This is a genomic window from Streptococcus timonensis, from assembly GCF_047463455.1.
Lineage (GTDB): Bacteria > Bacillota > Bacilli > Lactobacillales > Streptococcaceae > Streptococcus > Streptococcus timonensis_B.
Genome location: NZ_JASHDV010000007.1, coordinates 1 through 17,241 on the forward strand (window position 1 = coordinate 1; position 17,241 = coordinate 17,241).

Annotated in this window: 20 protein-coding genes, 1 tRNA gene, 1 rRNA gene, 1 other RNA gene and 2 pseudogenes; 24 read left to right on the plus strand and 1 reads right to left on the minus strand. The window is 39.7% G+C overall.

The genetic code is table 11. The annotated features are described in order from the left end of the window. Positions 1 to 10: 10 nt before the first annotated feature. The 19 genes and pseudogenes from rrf to QM847_RS08120 all read left to right on the plus strand — a co-directional run bounded on the left by rrf (position 11) and on the right by QM847_RS08120 (position 11,919). Positions 11 to 126 (plus strand): 5S ribosomal RNA (rrf, locus tag QM847_RS08030). Positions 127 to 131: 5 nt separating this feature from the next. Further along, a tRNA-Asn gene (locus tag QM847_RS08035) sits at positions 132 to 205 on the plus strand. Positions 206 to 354: 149 nt separating this feature from the next. Beyond that, on the plus strand, positions 355 to 594 hold the full coding sequence (gene comW, locus QM847_RS08040) for a sigma(X)-activator ComW (protein WP_414354929.1): 240 nt from the start codon (positions 355 to 357) through the stop codon (positions 592 to 594). Between the two features lie 234 nt (positions 595 to 828). After that, positions 829 to 2,115 carry an adenylosuccinate synthase gene (locus QM847_RS08045; RefSeq protein ID WP_414354931.1) on the plus strand — a complete coding sequence of 429 codons (1,287 nt, stop codon included), beginning with the start codon at positions 829 to 831 and terminating at the stop codon, positions 2,113 to 2,115. 200 nt (positions 2,116 to 2,315) lie between these two features. Next, positions 2,316 to 2,783 carry a tRNA adenosine(34) deaminase TadA gene (gene tadA / locus QM847_RS08050; RefSeq protein WP_414354933.1) on the plus strand — a complete coding sequence of 156 codons (468 nt, stop codon included), beginning with the start codon at positions 2,316 to 2,318 and terminating at the stop codon, positions 2,781 to 2,783. A 32-nt stretch (positions 2,784 to 2,815) separates the two neighbouring features. After that, an RNA gene (ffs, locus tag QM847_RS08055) (signal recognition particle sRNA small type) lies at positions 2,816 to 2,915 on the plus strand. Between the two features lie 52 nt (positions 2,916 to 2,967). After that, entirely contained in the window at positions 2,968 to 3,411 is a 444-nt protein-coding gene (locus QM847_RS08060; protein WP_269798404.1) for a dUTP diphosphatase, read from the plus strand. A gap of 1 nt (position 3,412) precedes the next feature. Next, positions 3,413 to 3,952 carry a histidine phosphatase family protein gene (locus QM847_RS08065; RefSeq protein WP_269798407.1) on the plus strand — a complete coding sequence of 180 codons (540 nt, stop codon included), beginning with the start codon at positions 3,413 to 3,415 and terminating at the stop codon, positions 3,950 to 3,952. Between the two features lie 10 nt (positions 3,953 to 3,962). Next, positions 3,963 to 4,130, plus strand: a pseudogene (locus tag QM847_RS08070) (DNA repair protein RadA); the annotation flags it as partial. Continuing rightward, a pseudogene (locus tag QM847_RS08075) lies at positions 4,121 to 4,321 on the plus strand (isochorismatase family protein); the annotation flags it as partial. The pseudogenes QM847_RS08070 and QM847_RS08075, both read left to right, overlap by 10 nt. Positions 4,322 to 4,345: 24 nt before the next feature. Next, positions 4,346 to 4,861, plus strand: a complete 516-nt coding sequence (locus tag QM847_RS08080) for a histidine phosphatase family protein (RefSeq protein ID WP_269798403.1) — start codon at positions 4,346 to 4,348, stop codon at positions 4,859 to 4,861. Positions 4,862 to 4,871: 10 nt separating this feature from the next. Further along, positions 4,872 to 6,236, plus strand: a complete 1,365-nt coding sequence (radA, locus tag QM847_RS08085; protein ID WP_080555149.1) for a DNA repair protein RadA — start codon at positions 4,872 to 4,874, stop codon at positions 6,234 to 6,236. Positions 6,237 to 6,307: 71 nt separating this feature from the next. Beyond that, a complete protein-coding gene (locus QM847_RS08090) occupies positions 6,308 to 7,003 on the plus strand; it encodes a TIGR00266 family protein (RefSeq protein WP_269798402.1) in 696 nt (231 codons plus the stop codon). A gap of 162 nt (positions 7,004 to 7,165) precedes the next feature. Next, positions 7,166 to 7,663, plus strand: a complete 498-nt coding sequence (locus tag QM847_RS08095) for a beta-class carbonic anhydrase (RefSeq protein ID WP_269798401.1) — start codon at positions 7,166 to 7,168, stop codon at positions 7,661 to 7,663. 24 nt (positions 7,664 to 7,687) lie between these two features. Continuing rightward, the gene (locus QM847_RS08100; protein ID WP_414354936.1) at positions 7,688 to 8,518 is read left to right on the plus strand and encodes a PrsW family intramembrane metalloprotease; all 831 of its coding nucleotides are present in this window, start codon (positions 7,688 to 7,690) and stop codon (positions 8,516 to 8,518) included. Between the two features lie 126 nt (positions 8,519 to 8,644). Continuing rightward, on the plus strand, positions 8,645 to 9,613 hold the full coding sequence (locus QM847_RS08105; RefSeq protein WP_269798399.1) for a ribose-phosphate diphosphokinase: 969 nt from the start codon (positions 8,645 to 8,647) through the stop codon (positions 9,611 to 9,613). A 153-nt stretch (positions 9,614 to 9,766) separates the two neighbouring features. Then, the gene (gene abpA / locus QM847_RS08110) at positions 9,767 to 10,426 is read left to right on the plus strand and encodes an amylase-binding adhesin AbpA (protein ID WP_269798398.1); all 660 of its coding nucleotides are present in this window, start codon (positions 9,767 to 9,769) and stop codon (positions 10,424 to 10,426) included. Positions 10,427 to 10,521: 95 nt separating this feature from the next. Further along, a complete protein-coding gene (gene srtB / locus QM847_RS08115) occupies positions 10,522 to 11,367 on the plus strand; it encodes a class B sortase, LPKTxAVK-specific (protein WP_414354939.1) in 846 nt (281 codons plus the stop codon). A gap of 114 nt (positions 11,368 to 11,481) precedes the next feature. Then, the gene (locus QM847_RS08120) at positions 11,482 to 11,919 is read left to right on the plus strand and encodes a CoA-binding protein (RefSeq protein WP_414354941.1); all 438 of its coding nucleotides are present in this window, start codon (positions 11,482 to 11,484) and stop codon (positions 11,917 to 11,919) included. A gap of 28 nt (positions 11,920 to 11,947) precedes the next feature. On the opposite strand, the gene QM847_RS08125 is transcribed toward QM847_RS08120, so the two are convergent. Then, the gene (locus QM847_RS08125; RefSeq protein ID WP_414354943.1) at positions 11,948 to 12,958 is read right to left on the minus strand and encodes a YeiH family protein; all 1,011 of its coding nucleotides are present in this window, start codon (positions 12,956 to 12,958) and stop codon (positions 11,948 to 11,950) included. Between the two features lie 151 nt (positions 12,959 to 13,109). Here QM847_RS08125 and QM847_RS08130 point away from each other — a divergent pair, with 151 nt between their 5' ends. From QM847_RS08130 to purC, 5 genes are all read left to right on the plus strand, one after another. Further along, positions 13,110 to 14,279 carry a pyridoxal phosphate-dependent aminotransferase gene (locus QM847_RS08130; protein ID WP_414354945.1) on the plus strand — a complete coding sequence of 390 codons (1,170 nt, stop codon included), beginning with the start codon at positions 13,110 to 13,112 and terminating at the stop codon, positions 14,277 to 14,279. After that, a complete protein-coding gene (recO, locus tag QM847_RS08135) occupies positions 14,276 to 15,046 on the plus strand; it encodes a DNA repair protein RecO (protein ID WP_414354946.1) in 771 nt (256 codons plus the stop codon). The genes QM847_RS08130 and recO overlap by 4 nt, the downstream gene beginning before the upstream one ends. Continuing rightward, positions 15,043 to 16,035, plus strand: coding sequence for a phosphate acyltransferase PlsX (gene plsX, locus QM847_RS08140; protein ID WP_269798392.1), 993 nt, complete (start codon positions 15,043 to 15,045; stop codon positions 16,033 to 16,035). The genes recO and plsX overlap by 4 nt, the downstream gene beginning before the upstream one ends. 10 nt (positions 16,036 to 16,045) lie before the next feature. Beyond that, positions 16,046 to 16,282 (plus strand): acyl carrier protein, encoded by a 237-nt coding sequence (locus QM847_RS08145; protein ID WP_269798391.1) that lies wholly within the window; start codon positions 16,046 to 16,048, stop codon positions 16,280 to 16,282. A 195-nt stretch (positions 16,283 to 16,477) separates the two neighbouring features. Then, a complete protein-coding gene (gene purC / locus QM847_RS08150; protein WP_269798390.1) occupies positions 16,478 to 17,185 on the plus strand; it encodes a phosphoribosylaminoimidazolesuccinocarboxamide synthase in 708 nt (235 codons plus the stop codon). Positions 17,186 to 17,241: the final 56 nt, after the last annotated feature.

The following is a 17,241-nucleotide window of genomic DNA, read 5'->3' on the forward strand; positions in this document are numbered from 1 at the left end:
TGACTCAGAGTTAAGTGACGATAGCCTAGGAGATACACCTGTTCCCATGCCGAACACAGCAGTTAAGCCCTAGAACGCCGGAAGTAGTTGGGGGTTGCCCCCTGTGAGATATGGAAGTCGCTTAGCTTTTATCCGCCATAGCTCAGTTGGTAGTAGCGCATGACTGTTAATCATGATGTCGTAGGTTCGAGTCCTACTGGCGGAGTATTTAAACGTTCCTAGGAACGTTTTTTTATTGCTTGTTTTGTTATGTATAGTCATCTCAGATGTATTTTCAGACATTTGGGATTTTTTTGTCCGTTTTATTTTTATGTTTGTTATAATTTTTTTATTAAAATGAAATGGAGTATTTAAATGATTCTTGATAAGATTTATGTAAGTTTTTTAGATTTTTATAGTAGTATTCAGGATGAGTACCAGCATTGTGGTATGTCTGAATCCGAATGGGAGACGTTTCATCTTAAGTTTCTACTTTATTACATTGTTCGCTATAATATATCTAATATGGGCGATTTTATTCCTTATCATTATTTTACTTCTTATCGCTTGTATTTGATGCAATTTCTTCAGGTCCATGATCTTAGATTTTGCTAGTACTAGTTTGCTTAGTTACGAACGTTTATGTTTATTTGTCTTTTTATTTTAATTATTTCTTTTTCTATTTTTTTATTTTTTAAAAATGGTATTGCTTTTCTCTATGTTTAAAGTTTTTGGTCTTGAAAAAAAGGGTAATCTTTATTATAATAAATTGTAAGATATTATTGTGGGTGAGAGTCCCACCATGTATATGAGAAAGGACGAGCCTTTTGGCTCAGACGAAATTTTATTATGACTTCAGTTGTTGTTGTAGGTACCCAATGGGGTGATGAAGGTAAAGGGAAAATTACAGATTTTCTTTCAGCTAATGCAGAGGTGATTGCTCGTTACCAAGGTGGTGACAATGCAGGTCACACAATTGTGATTGATGGAAAGAAATTTAAATTGCACTTGATTCCTTCAGGTATTTTCTTCCCAGAAAAAATCTCTGTAATTGGTAATGGGATGGTTGTAAACCCTAAATCTCTTGTGAAAGAATTGTCTTATCTGCATGAAGAAGGTGTTACAACAGATAATCTTAGAATTTCTGATCGTGCGCATGTTATCTTGCCTTATCACATTGAATTAGACCGTCTTCAAGAAGAAGCTAAGGGTGATAACAAGATTGGGACTACAATTAAAGGAATTGGTCCAGCTTATATGGACAAAGCAGCTCGTGTTGGAATTCGTATTGCGGATCTTTTGGATAAAGAAATTTTCCGTGAACGTTTAGAACGTAATCTTGCTGAGAAAAATCGTCAATTTGTAAAATTGTATGATAGTGAACCTATTTCAATTGATGATATTTTTGAAGAATACTATGAATATGGTCAACAAATCAAGCAATATGTGACTGATACTTCTGTTATCTTGAACGATGCGCTTGATAACGGTAAACGTGTTCTCTTTGAGGGTGCACAAGGTGTCATGTTGGATATTGACCAAGGTACTTATCCATTTGTTACTTCATCAAACCCTGTGGCTGGTGGTGTGACAATTGGTTCTGGAGTAGGCCCAAGCAAGATTGACAAAGTTGTCGGTGTATGTAAGGCTTATACAAGTCGTGTAGGTGATGGTCCTTTCCCAACTGAGCTATTTGATGAAGTTGGTAATCGTATTCGTGAAGTGGGCCATGAGTATGGAACAACTACAGGGCGTCCTCGTCGTGTAGGTTGGTTCGACTCAGTCGTTATGCGTCATAGCCGTCGTGTTTCTGGTATCACAAATCTCTCTTTGAACTCTATCGATGTTTTGAGTGGCTTAGATACAGTAAAAATCTGTGTAGCTTATGATCTTGATGGTCAACGTATTGATTACTACCCAGCTAGTCTCGAACAATTGAAACGTTGTAAACCAATCTACGAAGAATTGCCTGGTTGGTCTGAAGATATCACTGGGGTACGTACTTTGGAAGACCTTCCTGAAAATGCACGTAACTATGTTCGCCGTGTTAGCGAATTGGTGGGTGTTCGTATTTCAACATTCTCAGTAGGTCCTGGTCGTGAACAGACAAATATTTTAGAAAGTGTTTGGTCATAGGAGATTTTTTAAGATTTGTTTAAGACAGGTCGGATATACTATAGACAGTTACAAGAAGACCTCCTAACTTGTTGTAACAAATTTCCTAAACTTTTCTTTTTCATAATAATCTCCCTATAAAGTCACCGCATTCGGTGGCTTTTTTTGTCCTAAGAAACATGGTATAATTGTAGAGTTGATAGCTAGGAAAGAGAGAAGAAATGGATTACACGCTTGAAGAAAAAGAAGTTTTTATGAGAGAGGCCTTAAAGGAAGCGGAGATTGCTTTAGAGCATGATGAAATCCCCATTGGTTGTGTCATTGTTAAGGACGGACAAATTATTGGTCGTGGGCATAATGCTCGTGAGGAGTTGCAACGGGCAGTCATGCATGCGGAAATTATGGCCATAGAGAATGCTAATTTGAGCGAAGAGAGCTGGCGCTTGCTCGATTGTACCCTTTTTGTGACCATTGAGCCTTGTGTCATGTGTAGTGGGGCAATTGGTCTTGCTCGTATTCCAAAGGTTATTTACGGGGCTAAGAACCAAAAATTTGGTGCTGCTGGGAGTCTGTACAATATCTTGACGGATGAACGTCTCAATCACCGTGTAGAGGTTGAAACGGGGATTTTAGAGGATGAGTGCGCAGGGATTATGCAGGACTTTTTCCGTAATAGACGTAAAAAATAATTTCTCTTTAAAAATAGAGGAGAATGTGGTATAATAAACAGTGGAGCAACAGTTCTGCGTGAAGCGGGTCAGGGGAGGAATCCAGCAGCCCTAAGCGAGTGTGAATTGTGTGCTCTTTTTTCGTGCTTTTTTCGAATAAATAAGATAAAATAGCCTAGAATAAATGATTAAAAAGAGGAATAATATGAAAATTCGTGGTTTTGAATTAGTTTCTAGTTTTACAGATGAAAATTTGCTACCAAAGCGTGAGACAGCGCATGCAGCTGGGTACGACTTAAAGGTTGCGGAGCGTACAGTGATTGCACCAGGAGAAATCGTCCTCGTTCCAACTGGGGTCAAGGCTTATATGCAACCAACAGAGGTACTCTATCTTTATGATCGTTCTTCAAACCCTCGTAAGAAGGGTTTAGTCTTAATCAACTCGGTTGGTGTCATTGATGGGGACTACTATGGTAATCCTGGGAATGAAGGACATATCTTTGCACAGATGAAAAATATTACCGACCAAGAAGTTGTTCTTGAAGTTGGGGAACGTGTAGTTCAGGCTGTCTTTGCACCATTTTTAATCGTAGATGGAGATGAGGCAGACGGAGTACGTACTGGTGGATTTGGATCGACAGGGCACTAAGATGAAGATTATCTTTGTACGTCATGGAGAGCCAGATTATAGTATGCTTGATAAACTTGAAAATCCGCAACTCTATAGTGGTTTTGGTCGTGATTTAGCACCATTGACAGGAAAAGGTCGCAGTCTGGCAAAAGAAGTTGCTAAAACCGCATGTTTTGGAAAGGCAGAGATTATTATTTCATCGTCTGTGACGAGGGCTTTAGAAACAGCACATTATATAGCAGTTGAAACAGGATTGGACTTATTTGTAGAGCCGTTTTTTCATGAGTGGCGTCCAGACTTAGATGGCACTAACTCGGATTTAACTAGTGTATTGGTAGCTCATGAATATTATCTAAAACATCAAGGAGTTTTATCTGAAGATTCTCCTTATCGCTATGAAACTGATCTAGAGATGCGTCATCGTTTTTTAAGAGCTTTGGAAAAATATAAAAATTATAAAACTATTATCATTGTAACTCACGGAATGCTCATGCGCCAATTTGTACCAGACAAGAAGATTGATTTTTGCCAAGTGATTGAATGTGAGATAGAGATATAGAAAGAGGGTTATTATCGCAAAGAAAAAGGCGACATTTGTGTGTCAAAATTGTGAATATAATTCCCCCAAGTATTTAGGGCGCTGTCCAAACTGTGGGTATTGGTCTTCTTTTGTTGAAGAGGTTGAGGTTGCAGAGGTCAAGAATACGCGTGTGTCCTTGACGGGGGGAGAAAAGACAGAAAGAAGAAATTTGCGACCGGCTTGCTGCTTGTATCTTCTCGTATCTTTGAGAAGCGTTGGTCTTCTTGCTTTACTAATCCAGATTTAAAAGATTTTTTAGAGGAAAACGGTGCTAAAAGCATAGAGTTTATAGGGGTAGATGGCAATGGCTGTGTTAAGGCTTCCGTTTTGGCAGCTACCAAGGAGAATTAATAGTTTTATGGGGATCTTAATATGAAAATTATTTTTATCCGTCACGGGGAGCCAAATTACCGTGAGTTAGAGGAGCGTTCTTATACGGGATTTGGGATAGACTTGGCCCCTTTATCGGTGAAAGGAAGACAACAAGCTCAGGAACTTTGCAAAAATCCTTTGTTTGACTCAGCTGATATACTGGTGTCTTCTGCAGTGACGCGAGCATTAGAAACGGCTTCTTATGTATCTTGTGCTACTGGGCTTCCTTTGAGAGTGGAGCCATTATTGCATGAATGGCAGGTCTATGAAAGTGGCATAGATAAATTTGAAGAAGCTAGAAGACTATTTTTAGAAAATAATGGGGAGTTGCTCCCAAATTCTCCTGTTCAATATGAGACAGCTGCAGAGATGAAGACTCGTTTTCTAGAATGTATGGCTAATTATCGGGAACATCAAACTGTGGTAGTTATAGCCCATCGAATGCTCATGCGCCAATTTGTACCAGACGAGAAGATTGATTTTTGCCAAGTGATTGAATGTGAGATAGAGATATAGAAAGAGGTTTATTATCGCAAAGAAAAAAGCGACATTTGTGTGTCAAAATTGTGAATATAATTCACCAAAGTATTTAGGACGCTGTCCAAACTGTGGAGCTTGGTCTTCTTTTGTGGAGGAAGTTGAGGTTGCAGAGGTCAAGAATGCTCGTGTGTCCTTGACAGGTGAGAAAACCAAGCCTATGAAATTGGCTGAAGTAACTTCTATTAATGTCAATCGAACAAAGACTGAGATGGAGGAATTCAACCGTGTTCTTGGTGGAGGTGTGGTGCCAGGGAGTCTCGTTCTTATCGGCGGGGATCCAGGGATTGGGAAATCAACCCTTCTCTTACAAGTATCAACCCAGCTGTCTCAAGTAGGAACTGTACTCTATGTCAGTGGGGAGGAGTCTGCTCAACAGATCAAACTCCGTGCAGAGCGCTTGGGAGATATAGACAGTGAGTTTTATCTCTATGCTGAGACCAATATGCAGAGCGTGAGAGCTGAGGTGGAGCGAATCCAGCCTGATTTTCTCATCATCGACTCTATACAGACCATTATGTCTCCTGAGATTTCAGGGGTACAAGGGTCGGTTTCCCAAGTACGCGAGGTGACAGCTGAACTCATGCAGCTGGCCAAGACCAATAACATTGCTATCTTTATCGTAGGGCATGTGACCAAGGAAGGAACCTTGGCTGGTCCTCGTATGTTGGAGCATATGGTGGATACCGTGCTTTACTTTGAAGGGGAACGCCACCATACCTTCCGTATCTTGAGAGCAGTCAAAAATCGTTTTGGTTCGACCAATGAAATCGGTATCTTTGAGATGCAATCAGGGGGCTTGGTTGAGGTCCTTAATCCTAGTGAAGTGTTTTTGGAAGAACGCTTGGATGGAGCTACTGGCTCGTCCATCGTTGTGACTATGGAAGGGACTCGTCCAATTCTTGCAGAAGTACAGGCCTTGGTGACTCCGACTATGTTTGGGAATGCCAAGAGAACTACTACAGGACTTGATTTCAATCGTGCTAGCTTGATTATGGCTGTTTTGGAAAAACGTGCAGGGCTTCTCTTGCAAAATCAGGATGCCTATCTCAAATCAGCTGGTGGTGTCAAATTAGATGAGCCTGCGATAGACTTAGCTGTTGCAGTTGCCATTGCTTCGAGCTATAAGGACAAACCAACCAATCCTCAAGAATGTTTTGTGGGAGAGTTGGGCTTGACTGGAGAAATCAGACGTGTGAATCGTATCGAGCAACGCATCAATGAAGCTGCTAAGCTTGGATTTACAAAAATCTATGTACCAAAGAATTCTTTAACTGGCATTAAACCACCTAAGGAAATTCAGGTGATCGGAGTGACGACTATTCAAGAAGTCTTGAAAAAGGTATTCTCTTAATCGTTATGGTCAGCTTTAGATGACTAATTATTTTATTGCTAACATTTATTAAAAGTAAGGAGGAATTTCTGATGAAATTTTCTATGGATAGTAACATGCAATTTCCTTTGATGGAGTTGTCGCTCAATCAGGGGGAAACGGTCTTTATTCAGCGCGGTAGCATGGTATACCATACACCTAATGTAAGTCTCAATACCCAGCTCAATGCAAGCGGTTCTGGTTTGGGACGTTTTGTCAAAGCTGTAGGTCGTTCGATGGTTTCTGGTGAAAGTACCTTTATCACTCAAGCTGTTGCAGAGTCTGACAACGGAAACCTTGCTTTAGCACCAGATACTCCTGGTCAAGTGATTGCTCTTGAGCTAGGTGAAAAGCAGTACCGATTGAATGATGGGGCCTTTTTAGCTCTTGATGGTACAGCTTTCTATACAATGGAGCGCCAGTCTATTGGGAAAGCTCTCTTCGGAGGGCAAGGCGGTCTCTTTGTGATGACAACCCAAGGTCAGGGAACTCTTTTGGCTAATGCTTTTGGATCTATTAAGAAAATTGAGTTGCAAAACCAAGAACTAACGATTGACAATGCCCATGTGGTGGCTTGGAGTCAATCTCTGGACTATGATATCCACTTAGAAAATGGCTTCTGGCAGTCTATAGGTACGGGTGAAGGAGTGGTGAATACCTTCCGAGGGACTGGTGAGGTCTATGTACAAAGTCTCAATCTTCAGAGCTTTGCAGGCTCTCTTAACAAGTATATCCAAAAAGGCTCATAATATTAAAAAGACTAGGACAGAGACCCAAGCTAGTTGCTGGATGTCTCTGTCCCAGTTTTTTTATATGAAGGTTGACAGCTGACAAGACAAAGAAAAGATGGTAAGATAGGATAACGATAATTTGAAGTTCAAATTATCTAACAAGCTAGAAAGTGGGTTGCCATGTCCTATTTTGAAAATTTTTTAAAAGCAAATCAAGCCTATGTAGAATTGCATGGAGATCTCCATTTACCAATTAAACCAAAGACAAAGGTTGCAATCGTAACTTGTATGGATTCGCGTTTACACGTAGCACCAGCCCTAGGGTTAGCTCTTGGAGATGCTCATATCTTAAGAAATGCAGGTGGTCGAGTTACTGAAGATATGCTGCGTTCCTTAGTCATCTCTCAGCAACAATTAGGAACACGAGAGATTGTAGTTTTACATCATACAGACTGCGGTGCTCAAACATTTCAAAATAAAGATTTTCAAGAACATTTAAAAAGAGAGTTGGGAGTGGATGTATCTGACCAAGACTTTTTACCTTTTCAAGATATTGATGAAAGTGTTCGTGAAGATATGAGATTGCTTAAAGATTCTCCCCTGATCCCTGATGATGTGGTCATTTCAGGTGCAGTCTATGATGTAGATACAGGGAGAATGATAGTAGTAGAATTATAAGGATAGATTTTAGAAAGATAGTGTATGAAGAAAAATATTATTGTATTTGTTTTTATTTTATTAATGTGTATTGGTTTACAGTATGAGACCTTGTACTATATAGATGGTTCGATGTCTGGAACAGAGTATGGAGTGATGGGACTTTCTATCCTCGTTGCACTTTTTTATATGGTGCCAGCTATTTATTGTCTATATCGTATTGGGAAAAGATGGGAAACATCAAAGAAGGCATTAACCCTGTCCTTGCTAGGTGGTTTGTTTATTTCAGGTTGGCTATCTAGTTTTGCAAATACCTATATACATAATTTCCTAACTGATCTGTTTCCAGACAGTTCTTTTTTGAACGCCTTGGAAAATGCCATTGTCGCTCCTCTTGTAGAGGAACCTTTGAAATTATTGCCACTTGCCTTTGTTTTGTATTTGATTCCTGTGAAGAAATTAGAATCAGTATTCTTAATGGGAATAGCTTCAGGGTTAGGATTTCAAATAATTGAGGATATCAGCTATATTCGTACGGACTTATCAGAGGGTTTGGCCTATACATTGTCTAGAATTATAGAGCGTGCAACCTCAGCGATTGCCTCACATTGGACGTTTTCAGGTCTTGCTATATTAGGTATTTATTTACTATACAGAGCTTATAGAGGTCAGAAGGCAATGATAAAACCTGGTTTTATCTACTTGGGCTTGGCTTTTGGGACGCACTTTTTATTTAATTCTCCAATTGTCGAGTTAGAGACAGAAATACCACTTGCTTTTCCTCTTGTAACTGCGATTACACTCTATAGTTTTTATAAGGCTGTTCATTTTGTTGACAAGCACAATGATATGCTGAATAAAGAGATTTCTTCATAAAATAGAGACAAGGATAGAATGTTTATCCTTGTTTTATTTTTGTTGAAAAATAGAGAAAAAAGCGCTACAATGGTAGGTGGAAAATGTCGCAAAAAAACACAAGTGATACAAAAAGTGGAGGAAATCATGTCTTTTTCTGATTTAAAGCTCTTTGCCCTTTCTTCAAATAGAGAATTAGCAGAGCGTGTGGCGCAAGAGATTGGAATGGAATTGGGGAAATCAAGTGTTCGCCAATTTTCAGACGGAGAAATTCAGGTCAATATAGCAGAGTCTATTCGTGGTAAGCATGTTTATATTTTACAGTCAACAAGCTCACCTGTTAATGACAACTTGCTTGAGATTTTGATTATGGTAGATGCTTTAAAACGTGCGAGTGCAGAATCAGTTAACGTTGTAATGCCATACTATGGTTATGCACGTCAGGATAGAAAGGCAAGAGCTCGTGAGCCAATCACTTCAAAACTTGTTGCAAATATGCTAGAGGTTGCAGGAGTTGATCGCTTACTAACTATTGATTTACACGCGGCACAGATTCAAGGGTTCTTTGATATTCCTGTGGATCATTTGATGGGAGCTCCTCTGATTGCAGATTACTTTGAGCGTCGTGGCATGGTTGGATCAGACTACGTGGTGGTTAGTCCTGACCACGGTGGTGTAACACGTGCTCGTAAGTTGGCGGAATTTTTGAAAACACCGATTGCTATCATTGATAAACGTCGGAGTGTCGATAAAATGAACACCAGTGAAGTTATGAACATCATTGGGAACGTTGAAGGGAAAACTTGTATCCTGATCGATGATATGATCGACACAGCTGGAACTATCTGTCATGCTGCCGATGCTTTGGCTGAAGCTGGAGCTGTGGAAGTTTATGCTAGCTGTACTCACCCAGTATTATCAGGACCAGCTTTGGAGAACATCCAAAAATCTGCTATCAAAAAGTTGGTGGTTTTAGATACGATTTACCTTCCTGAAGAACGTTTAATTGATAAGATTGAGCAAATTTCAATCGCCCACCTCCTGGGAGATGCGATTATTCGTATCCATGAAAAACGTCCACTATCACCATTATTTAGCATTGAGCGAACTATTTAATCAGATTTAGTTTTTACTATTTCTTTACTAATTTTTTTAAAAAACTTAAAAATTATTTTAAAAATGCTTGACAGCATTATTTTATGTGATATACTATTGGTAGTAAGGTATTCCCTTATAAATTAAATTAAGAATAAAAGAGGAGATAAAACAATGAAGAAAGTTTTATTATCATCAGTAGCAGCTCTTGCTGTATTCTCAGCAGCAGCTCCAGTTTTTGCGGATAACGATATCAACGGTGGAGCTAACACTCCAGGCGCTTACGACCAACCAGTAACTGGCGGTGGTGTAAACGACGCTTACAACGCTCAAACTGAATTTAAAAATGGTCGTAAAGCTAACGAGTATGTTGGTGGTCACCAAGATAACGTTGATGCTATTGCATCAAAAGACCCAGCAGTAGTTGAAGCTAAAAAAGCATTCGACGCTGTTGAAGGTGGATCACACCTTTACGGTGAAAAGAAAGCTGCTTACGAAAGCGCATTGAACGATGCTCGTAATGCTGTTCGTAACGGTAAAATCCAAGAATCTCAAAAAACATACAACACTGCTGACAAGGCACAAGGTTCTTACTATATCTTGAACGAAACTCCAGAACAAAAGAATGCTCGTTACTTGAAAGAACACGGAATTAACCCTGAACAAGCTAAAGCAGCTGATGCAGCTAAACCAGGTGCAGCTAAACCAGGTGTAGCAGCTAACAAAGATGAAGCTAAAAACTCAGAAAGCAAAGCAGGTGCTGCAGCTAAAGCTGGTAAAGCTGACTCTAAACAAGCTGGTAAAGCACTTCCAAAAACAAGCGCAGTTAAATAATTATAATTAATTAGCTCTTAAAGAAAATATCACTGAGTCTTCGGGTTCAGTGATATTTTTTAGACAAAAACGAATACTTAGGAGAATACTGATTTATGAATCGAGCAAAGAAAACCCCGACTTCCAAAGGTAAGGTACTTGGGCTCTTATTTGGCTTTGTAGCTGTTGTTGCGCTTATACTTGGATTTACTGTCTTTAATCCGTTTAATAGTAATTCAACTACAAACCAAGTAGCAGAAACAACTACTACAACAACTACTGAACAAGGAATAAAATATAGTCCGAGTCAAGAGGAAAAAGAGTATTTAGCTAATCGTTTTGCTCAACTAACAGGAGTGAATTCGGAAGCTATTGCTTATGTTTATGCTCCTGGGACGCAGTTAGACGAACCAGTTGTTCAAACAACAGACAATGCAACTTATTTAGATAAAACATTTGATGGCGGGCACCAACCATATTTGGGAACTGTTTTCATGGACATGGATAATAAGAAAGACTTTAGTGATCGTTTGACATGGTTATTTGGTCATGCTCGTGGAAGCAAAGTAGGTGACCACCGTATGTTTAACGACGTTAATTACTATGATAGTCAAGAATATTTTGATAAACATCCATATGTAGTAATTGAAACACCTGAACGTAAGTATTATTACGAAGCGATGGGCTTGGTCATCGTTCCTGAAGAAACTGCTTTCTACCGTACAAGCTTTAAGGACGATGAGGACTTTACTACCCAATTAAATAATATTTATGAGGCATCACGTACTAAGAATCCAAATATTAAGATCAATGCTTCAGATAAGTACTTAGTACTTTCTACTTGTCGTGAAGAAGATGAAACTATCCGTTCTAACTTGTACCTTCGTCAAATTCCTGATTCAGAAATGGAAGAGTTTGTGAAGCAACATGGAGAGCAACTTGCTTATAAAGCAACAAGATAAAATTTAAACAAGAATCTTCTTAAATCTATTTATAGGGTTTAAGAAGATTTTTTATATCAGAAATTAGCTAGTATTAGTAAAATATGCTATACTGGATGAAAAAGGAGGTTTTGCATGAGCGAACTATTCAAAAACCCTAGTGATGGCGTAGTACGTCAGTATTTAACAACTAGCAAAACGGTAGCTGTAGTAGGTCTGTCGGATCGCGAGGAAACAACTAGTAATCGTGTATCCAAGGAGATGCAGTCTCGAGGATATAGAATCATTCCAGTCAATCCGAAATTAGCAGGCCAGGAAATTCTTGGAGAAAAGGCATATGCAAGTCTTGCTGATATTCCTTTTCATGTAGATATTGTGGATGTTTTCCGTCGTAGCGAGTTTTTGCCAGATGTTGCCCGTGACTTTCTACAAGCAGATGCACAGATTTTCTGGGCCCAACTTGGTCTTGAAAATCAAGAGGCAGAAGAGATTCTCCGAGCTGGTGGATGTGAAGATATTGTGATGAATCGTTGTATTAAGAAAGAACATACACGATTGATTCTAGAACAATAAAAAAGTAGCTGAAAAGCTACTTTTTTTATTAAAAGATACCAATAAGTGTTTGCATGCCAAGACTAGTCAGGATGATAGCAATCCAGCAGAGAGCCCCAAGAAGAATGGATTTTCCACTGGATTTGATCATAGCAATGAGGTTGGTTTTGAGACCAATAGCACTCATAGCCATGATGATGAGAAATTTGGAGAGTTGCTTGAGAGGAGCAAAGAAGTTATTGCTGACACCAAAAGATGTAAGGACGGTGGTTAGCAGAGAAGCTAGGATGAAGTAGAGAATGAAAACGGGGAAGATTTTTTTAAGCTTCACTCCTTGGTTGTTGCCTTGTTGACGGCTTTGCCAATAGGAGAGGAAGAGAGTAATAGGGATAATAGCTAGGGTGCGGGTCAGTTTGACAATAGTGGCAGACTCGAGAGTATTGCTTTGGTAAAGACTATCCCAGGCGCTAGCAGTAGCTGTCACAGAGGAAGTATCGTTGACTGCAGTACCCGCAAAGAGAGCAAAACCTTCGTTGGAAAGATGGAACCAAGAACCTAGAGTTGGAAAGATAAGAGCTGCCAAGACATTGAAGAAAAAGATAACAGAAATGGCTTGGGCCACTTCTTTTTCCTTGGCATGGATGACAGGAGCTGTCGCAGCAATGGCAGAACCTCCACAGATAGAGGACCCAACTCCAATCAAGGTAGCTAGCTTTGTATCAAGGTTAAACAAGCGTTGGAAAAAGAAAGCTACAATTAAGGCGATAGAAATGGTTGAAAGGATAACAGGGAGGGAAGATTTTCCAACTGCGAAAACTTGTGAGATATTGAGTCCAAATCCAAGTAAGATAACAGCATACTGAAGCAGTTTTTTAGAACTGTAAGTTAAACCAGCATCCAGTTGTTTGTAGCTAGAGAGAAAGGGATGGAGAAACATACCGATAAAAATAGCAAAAACTGGTGCTCCTACAACAGGCAAGAAGTTTCCTAATACCCAAGAAATGATAGATATGATAAGACAGACCAAAAGTCCAGCCCAATTTTTTGATAGAAATGACATAAAAACCTCCGAGAATAAGCACTTCTTATTATAGTCTTGTCTGGAAAAAAAGTAAAATAGAAAGCAGAAAGGCTCAACTCAAAATGGAATTTTGCGGTCAGGGAGCTTTTATAGTATAATAGTACTATGCTCTGTCAGGAAGGAGATTTCTATGGACTTAACCAAGCGCTTTAATAAACAATTAGATAAGATTCAAGTATCCTTGATTCGTCAGTTTGACCAAGCTATCTCTGAGATTCCTGGAATCTTGCGTTTGACCTTGGGAGAACCAGATTTTACAACGCCAGATCATGTCAAGGAAGCTGCAAAGCGAGCCATTGACCAAGATCAATCCTACTATACAGGGATGAGCGGTTTGTTGACATTGCGTCAGGCGGCGAGTGATTTTGTAAAAGAGAAATATCAGCTGGACTACAATCCAGAGAATGAAATCTTGGTCACAATTGGTGCGACAGAGGCTCTATCAGCTACTCTGACAGCTATTTTGGAGGAAGGAGACAAGGTTCTCTTGCCAGCTCCTGCCTATCCTGGCTATGAGCCAATAGTTAATCTAGTTGGTGCAGAGATTGTCCAGATTGATACGACTGAGAATGGTTTTGTCTTGACTCCTGAAATGCTAGAAAAAGCGATTTTAGAGCAAGGTGACAAACTCAAGGCAGTCATTCTCAACTATCCAGCTAATCCGACAGGGATTACCTATAGTCGAGAGCAGTTGGAAGCCTTGGCAGACGTTTTACGCAAGTATGAGATTTTCGTAGTCTGTGATGAAGTATACTCAGAGTTGACTTATACAGGGGAAAATCATGTATCTCTGGGAACCATGCTGAGAGATCAGGCCATTATTATTAATGGTCTATCAAAATCCCATGCTATGACCGGTTGGCGTTTAGGTTTTATCTTTGCACCAGCAAACTTCACAGCTCAACTCATCAAGAGTCATCAATATTTGGTAACTGCTGCAAATACTATGGCACAACATGCTGCAGTGGAGGCTTTAACAGCCGGTAAAGATGATGCAGAACCCATGAAGAAAGAGTATATCCAACGTCGGGACTACATTATCGAGAAGATGACTGACCTTGGTTTTGAAATTATCAAGCCAGATGGTGCTTTCTATATCTTTGCTAAGATTCCTTCGGGCTACAATCAAGATTCCTTTGCCTTTCTGAAGGATTTTGCTCACAAGAAGGCTGTTGCCTTTATCCCTGGTGCTGCATTTGGTCAGTATGGAGAAGGCTATGTTCGTCTATCTTATGCAGCCAGCATGGAAACGATCAGAGAAGCTATGAAACGACTTGAGGAGTACATGAGAGAAGTATGATTCAATCGATTACGAGTCAGGGTCTAGTACTTTACAATCGAAACTTTCGAGAGGATGATAAGCTTGTTAAAATCTTTACAGAACAGGCAGGCAAGCGTATGTTTTTTGTCAAACACGCCGGTCAATCCAAATTAGCCCCTGTCATTCAACCTTTAGTCTTAGCCCATTTTCTTCTAAAGGTTAATGATGATGGTCTCAGTTATATAGAAGATTATCATGAGGTGAAGACTTTTCCAAAAATCAATAGCGACCTCTTTGTTATGGCTTATGCGACTTACGTTGCGGCCTTGGCAGATGCGAGTTTGCAGGATAATCAAGAAGATGCTCCTTTGTTTGCTTTTTTGCAAAAGACCTTGGAGTTGATGGAAGAGGGCTTAGATTATCAAGTTTTGACCAATATTTTTGAAATTCAAATTTTGACACGTTTCGGAATCAGCCTTAATTTTAACGAGTGTACTTTTTGTCATCGTGTGGGTCAGGCCTTTGACTTTTCCTTCAAATACGGAGGCTGTCTTTGTCCAGAACATTACCATGAGGATGAAAGACGATGTCATCTGAATCCTAATATTCCTTATCTGCTCAATCAATTTCAAGCTATTGATTTTGAAACTTTAGAAACCATTTCTCTGAAGTCAGAAATCAAGCAAGAATTGCGCAAGTTTATGGATCAGATTTACGAAGAGTATGTTGGAATTCACCTAAAATCAAAGAAATTTATTGATTCCCTAGCCGACTGGGGACAATTACTGAAAGAGGAAGACAAATGAAAAAAATCGCAGTAGATGCAATGGGTGGCGATTACGCACCACAAGCCATTGTTGAGGGTGTTAACCAAGCCCTTACTGACTTTTCAGATATTGAGATTCAACTTTACGGAGACGAAAGTAAAATCAAACAATATCTAACAGCTCAAGAACGTGTGAGTATTATTCATACAGATGAAAAAATAAATTCGGATGACGAGCCTACAAAAGCTATCCGTAAGAAGAAAAATGCTAGCATGATCTTGGCGGCTAAGGCTGTCAAAGATGGAGAGGCAGATGCTGTTCTTTCAGCAGGTAATACGGGTGCCTTGTTGGCAGCAGGATTTTTCATTGTTGGTCGTATCAAAAATATTGACCGCCCTGGGCTCATGACAACATTGCCAACTATAGATGGAAAAGGTTTTGACATGCTTGATCTTGGTGCCAATGCAGAAAATACAGCTCAGCACCTTCATCAATACGCTATCCTAGGATCCTTCTATGCGAAAAATGTTCGTGGGATTGAAAAACCTCGTGTAGGTTTGCTTAATAACGGGACAGAGAGCAGCAAGGGAGACCCGCTTCGTAAGGAAGCTTATGAGCTATTGGTAGCTGATGAAAGCTTAAACTTTATTGGGAACGTGGAAGCGCGTGATTTGATGGATGGAGTTGCTGATGTAGTCGTAACAGATGGTTTCACGGGAAATGCTGTGCTCAAAGCTATCGAAGGTACTGCTATGGGAATCATGGGCTTGCTTAAAAATGCTATTGTAGGTGGGAGTCTTAGAGCCAAGCTAGGAGCTCTTCTTCTTAAGGATAATCTCAGAGGTTTGAAAAAACAACTGAACTATTCAGATGTTGGAGGTGCGGTGCTTTTTGGTGTTAAGGCACCAGTAGTCAAGACTCATGGCTCAAGCGATGCCAAGGCTGTCTATAGTACAATTCGCCAGATTCGTACTATGCTTGAGACAGATGTAGTTGCCCAAAGTGCGCGTGAATTTTCAGAGGAATAAGGAGAATAATATGACAGAACAACAAATTTTTAACCGTATCGTGACCATCATCCAAGAACGTCAAGGAGAAGACTTTGTCGTAACAGAAAACTTGAGTTTGAAGGATGACCTGGATGCTGATTCAGTTGATTTGATGGAGTTTATCCTAACTATTGAGGATGAATTTGGAATTGAAATCAGTGATGATGAAATTGACCAGCTTCAAAGCGTGGCCGATGTATTAAAAGCTATTAAAGAGAAAATCTAGAAGAAAGCAACATGCTAGTCGTGTTGCTTTTTATTTTGTATCCAAAATCGTTTACTCTATTGCAGAAACAAGGAAAGAGTTTGCTAGTTTCTTTATCTTTTCAACCCGACAATCGATATACGTTCGTGAAATATTTGATTTTTAAAATTCGTTGTGTTAAAATGATGTAAAGTAATACGAAAGGCGAACTTTGAAATGTCCAAACAATTAATCTATTCGGGAAAAGCTAAAGACATCTATACTACAGAGGATGAAAATCTTATTATTTCAAGCTATAAAGACCAGGCGACAGCCTTCAATGGAGTGAAGAAGGAGCAGATTGCGGGTAAGGGAGTTTTGAATAATAAGATTTCGTCTTTTATTTTCGAGAAACTAAATGCTGCTGGGGTAGCGACTCACTTTGTGGAGAAGCTTTCAGACACGGAACAGCTCAATAAAAAGGTGGAGATTATTCCTTTGGAAGTCGTGCTTCGCAACTATACAGCTGGTTCTTTTTCAAAACGTTTTGGGGTGGAAGAGGGCATCGCCTTGGAGACCCCAATTGTTGAATTTTACTATAAAAACGATGATTTGGATGATCCATTTATCAATGATGAACATGTGAAATTCCTGCAGATTGCTGATGACCAGCAGATTGCCTATTTGAAGGAAGAAACACGTCGTATCAATGAATTCTTGAAAAACTGGTTTGCTGAAATTGATCTTAAGCTAATCGACTTTAAACTAGAATTCGGTTTTGACAAGGAAGGCAAGATTATCTTGGCAGACGAATTTTCACCAGACAACTGTCGTCTCTGGGATGCTGATGGTAACCATATGGACAAGGATGTTTTCCGTAGAGGTCTAGGTGAATTAACCGACGTCTACGAGATTGTCTGGGAAAAATTGCAAGCTTTGAAATAAGCTGTTAGAAACGGAAAACCTTCGTCTCTCAGATGTATGGACTCAGGCTGCAAAGG

What these genes read in the sequence shown, in the direction of transcription:
- comW (WP_414354929.1), top strand. Translation starts at nt 355, where the DNA reads ATGATTCTTGATAAGATTTATGTAAGTTTTTTAGATTTTTATAGTAGT.
- QM847_RS08045 (WP_414354931.1), top strand. Translation starts at nt 829, where the DNA reads ATGACTTCAGTTGTTGTTGTAGGTACCCAATGGGGTGATGAAGGTAAA.
- tadA (WP_414354933.1), top strand. Translation starts at nt 2,316, where the DNA reads ATGGATTACACGCTTGAAGAAAAAGAAGTTTTTATGAGAGAGGCCTTA.
- QM847_RS08060 (WP_269798404.1), top strand. Translation starts at nt 2,968, where the DNA reads ATGAAAATTCGTGGTTTTGAATTAGTTTCTAGTTTTACAGATGAAAAT.
- QM847_RS08065 (WP_269798407.1), top strand. Translation starts at nt 3,413, where the DNA reads ATGAAGATTATCTTTGTACGTCATGGAGAGCCAGATTATAGTATGCTT.
- QM847_RS08080 (WP_269798403.1), top strand. Translation starts at nt 4,346, where the DNA reads ATGAAAATTATTTTTATCCGTCACGGGGAGCCAAATTACCGTGAGTTA.
- QM847_RS08090 (WP_269798402.1), top strand. Translation starts at nt 6,308, where the DNA reads ATGAAATTTTCTATGGATAGTAACATGCAATTTCCTTTGATGGAGTTG.
- QM847_RS08095 (WP_269798401.1), top strand. Translation starts at nt 7,166, where the DNA reads ATGTCCTATTTTGAAAATTTTTTAAAAGCAAATCAAGCCTATGTAGAA.
- QM847_RS08100 (WP_414354936.1), top strand. Translation starts at nt 7,688, where the DNA reads ATGAAGAAAAATATTATTGTATTTGTTTTTATTTTATTAATGTGTATT.
- QM847_RS08105 (WP_269798399.1), top strand. Translation starts at nt 8,645, where the DNA reads ATGTCTTTTTCTGATTTAAAGCTCTTTGCCCTTTCTTCAAATAGAGAA.
- abpA (WP_269798398.1), top strand. Translation starts at nt 9,767, where the DNA reads ATGAAGAAAGTTTTATTATCATCAGTAGCAGCTCTTGCTGTATTCTCA.
- srtB (WP_414354939.1), top strand. Translation starts at nt 10,522, where the DNA reads ATGAATCGAGCAAAGAAAACCCCGACTTCCAAAGGTAAGGTACTTGGG.
- QM847_RS08120 (WP_414354941.1), top strand. Translation starts at nt 11,482, where the DNA reads ATGAGCGAACTATTCAAAAACCCTAGTGATGGCGTAGTACGTCAGTAT.
- QM847_RS08125 (WP_414354943.1), bottom strand. Translation starts at nt 12,958, where the DNA reads ATGTCATTTCTATCAAAAAATTGGGCTGGACTTTTGGTCTGTCTTATC.
- QM847_RS08130 (WP_414354945.1), top strand. Translation starts at nt 13,110, where the DNA reads ATGGACTTAACCAAGCGCTTTAATAAACAATTAGATAAGATTCAAGTA.
- recO (WP_414354946.1), top strand. Translation starts at nt 14,276, where the DNA reads ATGATTCAATCGATTACGAGTCAGGGTCTAGTACTTTACAATCGAAAC.
- plsX (WP_269798392.1), top strand. Translation starts at nt 15,043, where the DNA reads ATGAAAAAAATCGCAGTAGATGCAATGGGTGGCGATTACGCACCACAA.
- QM847_RS08145 (WP_269798391.1), top strand. Translation starts at nt 16,046, where the DNA reads ATGACAGAACAACAAATTTTTAACCGTATCGTGACCATCATCCAAGAA.
- purC (WP_269798390.1), top strand. Translation starts at nt 16,478, where the DNA reads ATGTCCAAACAATTAATCTATTCGGGAAAAGCTAAAGACATCTATACT.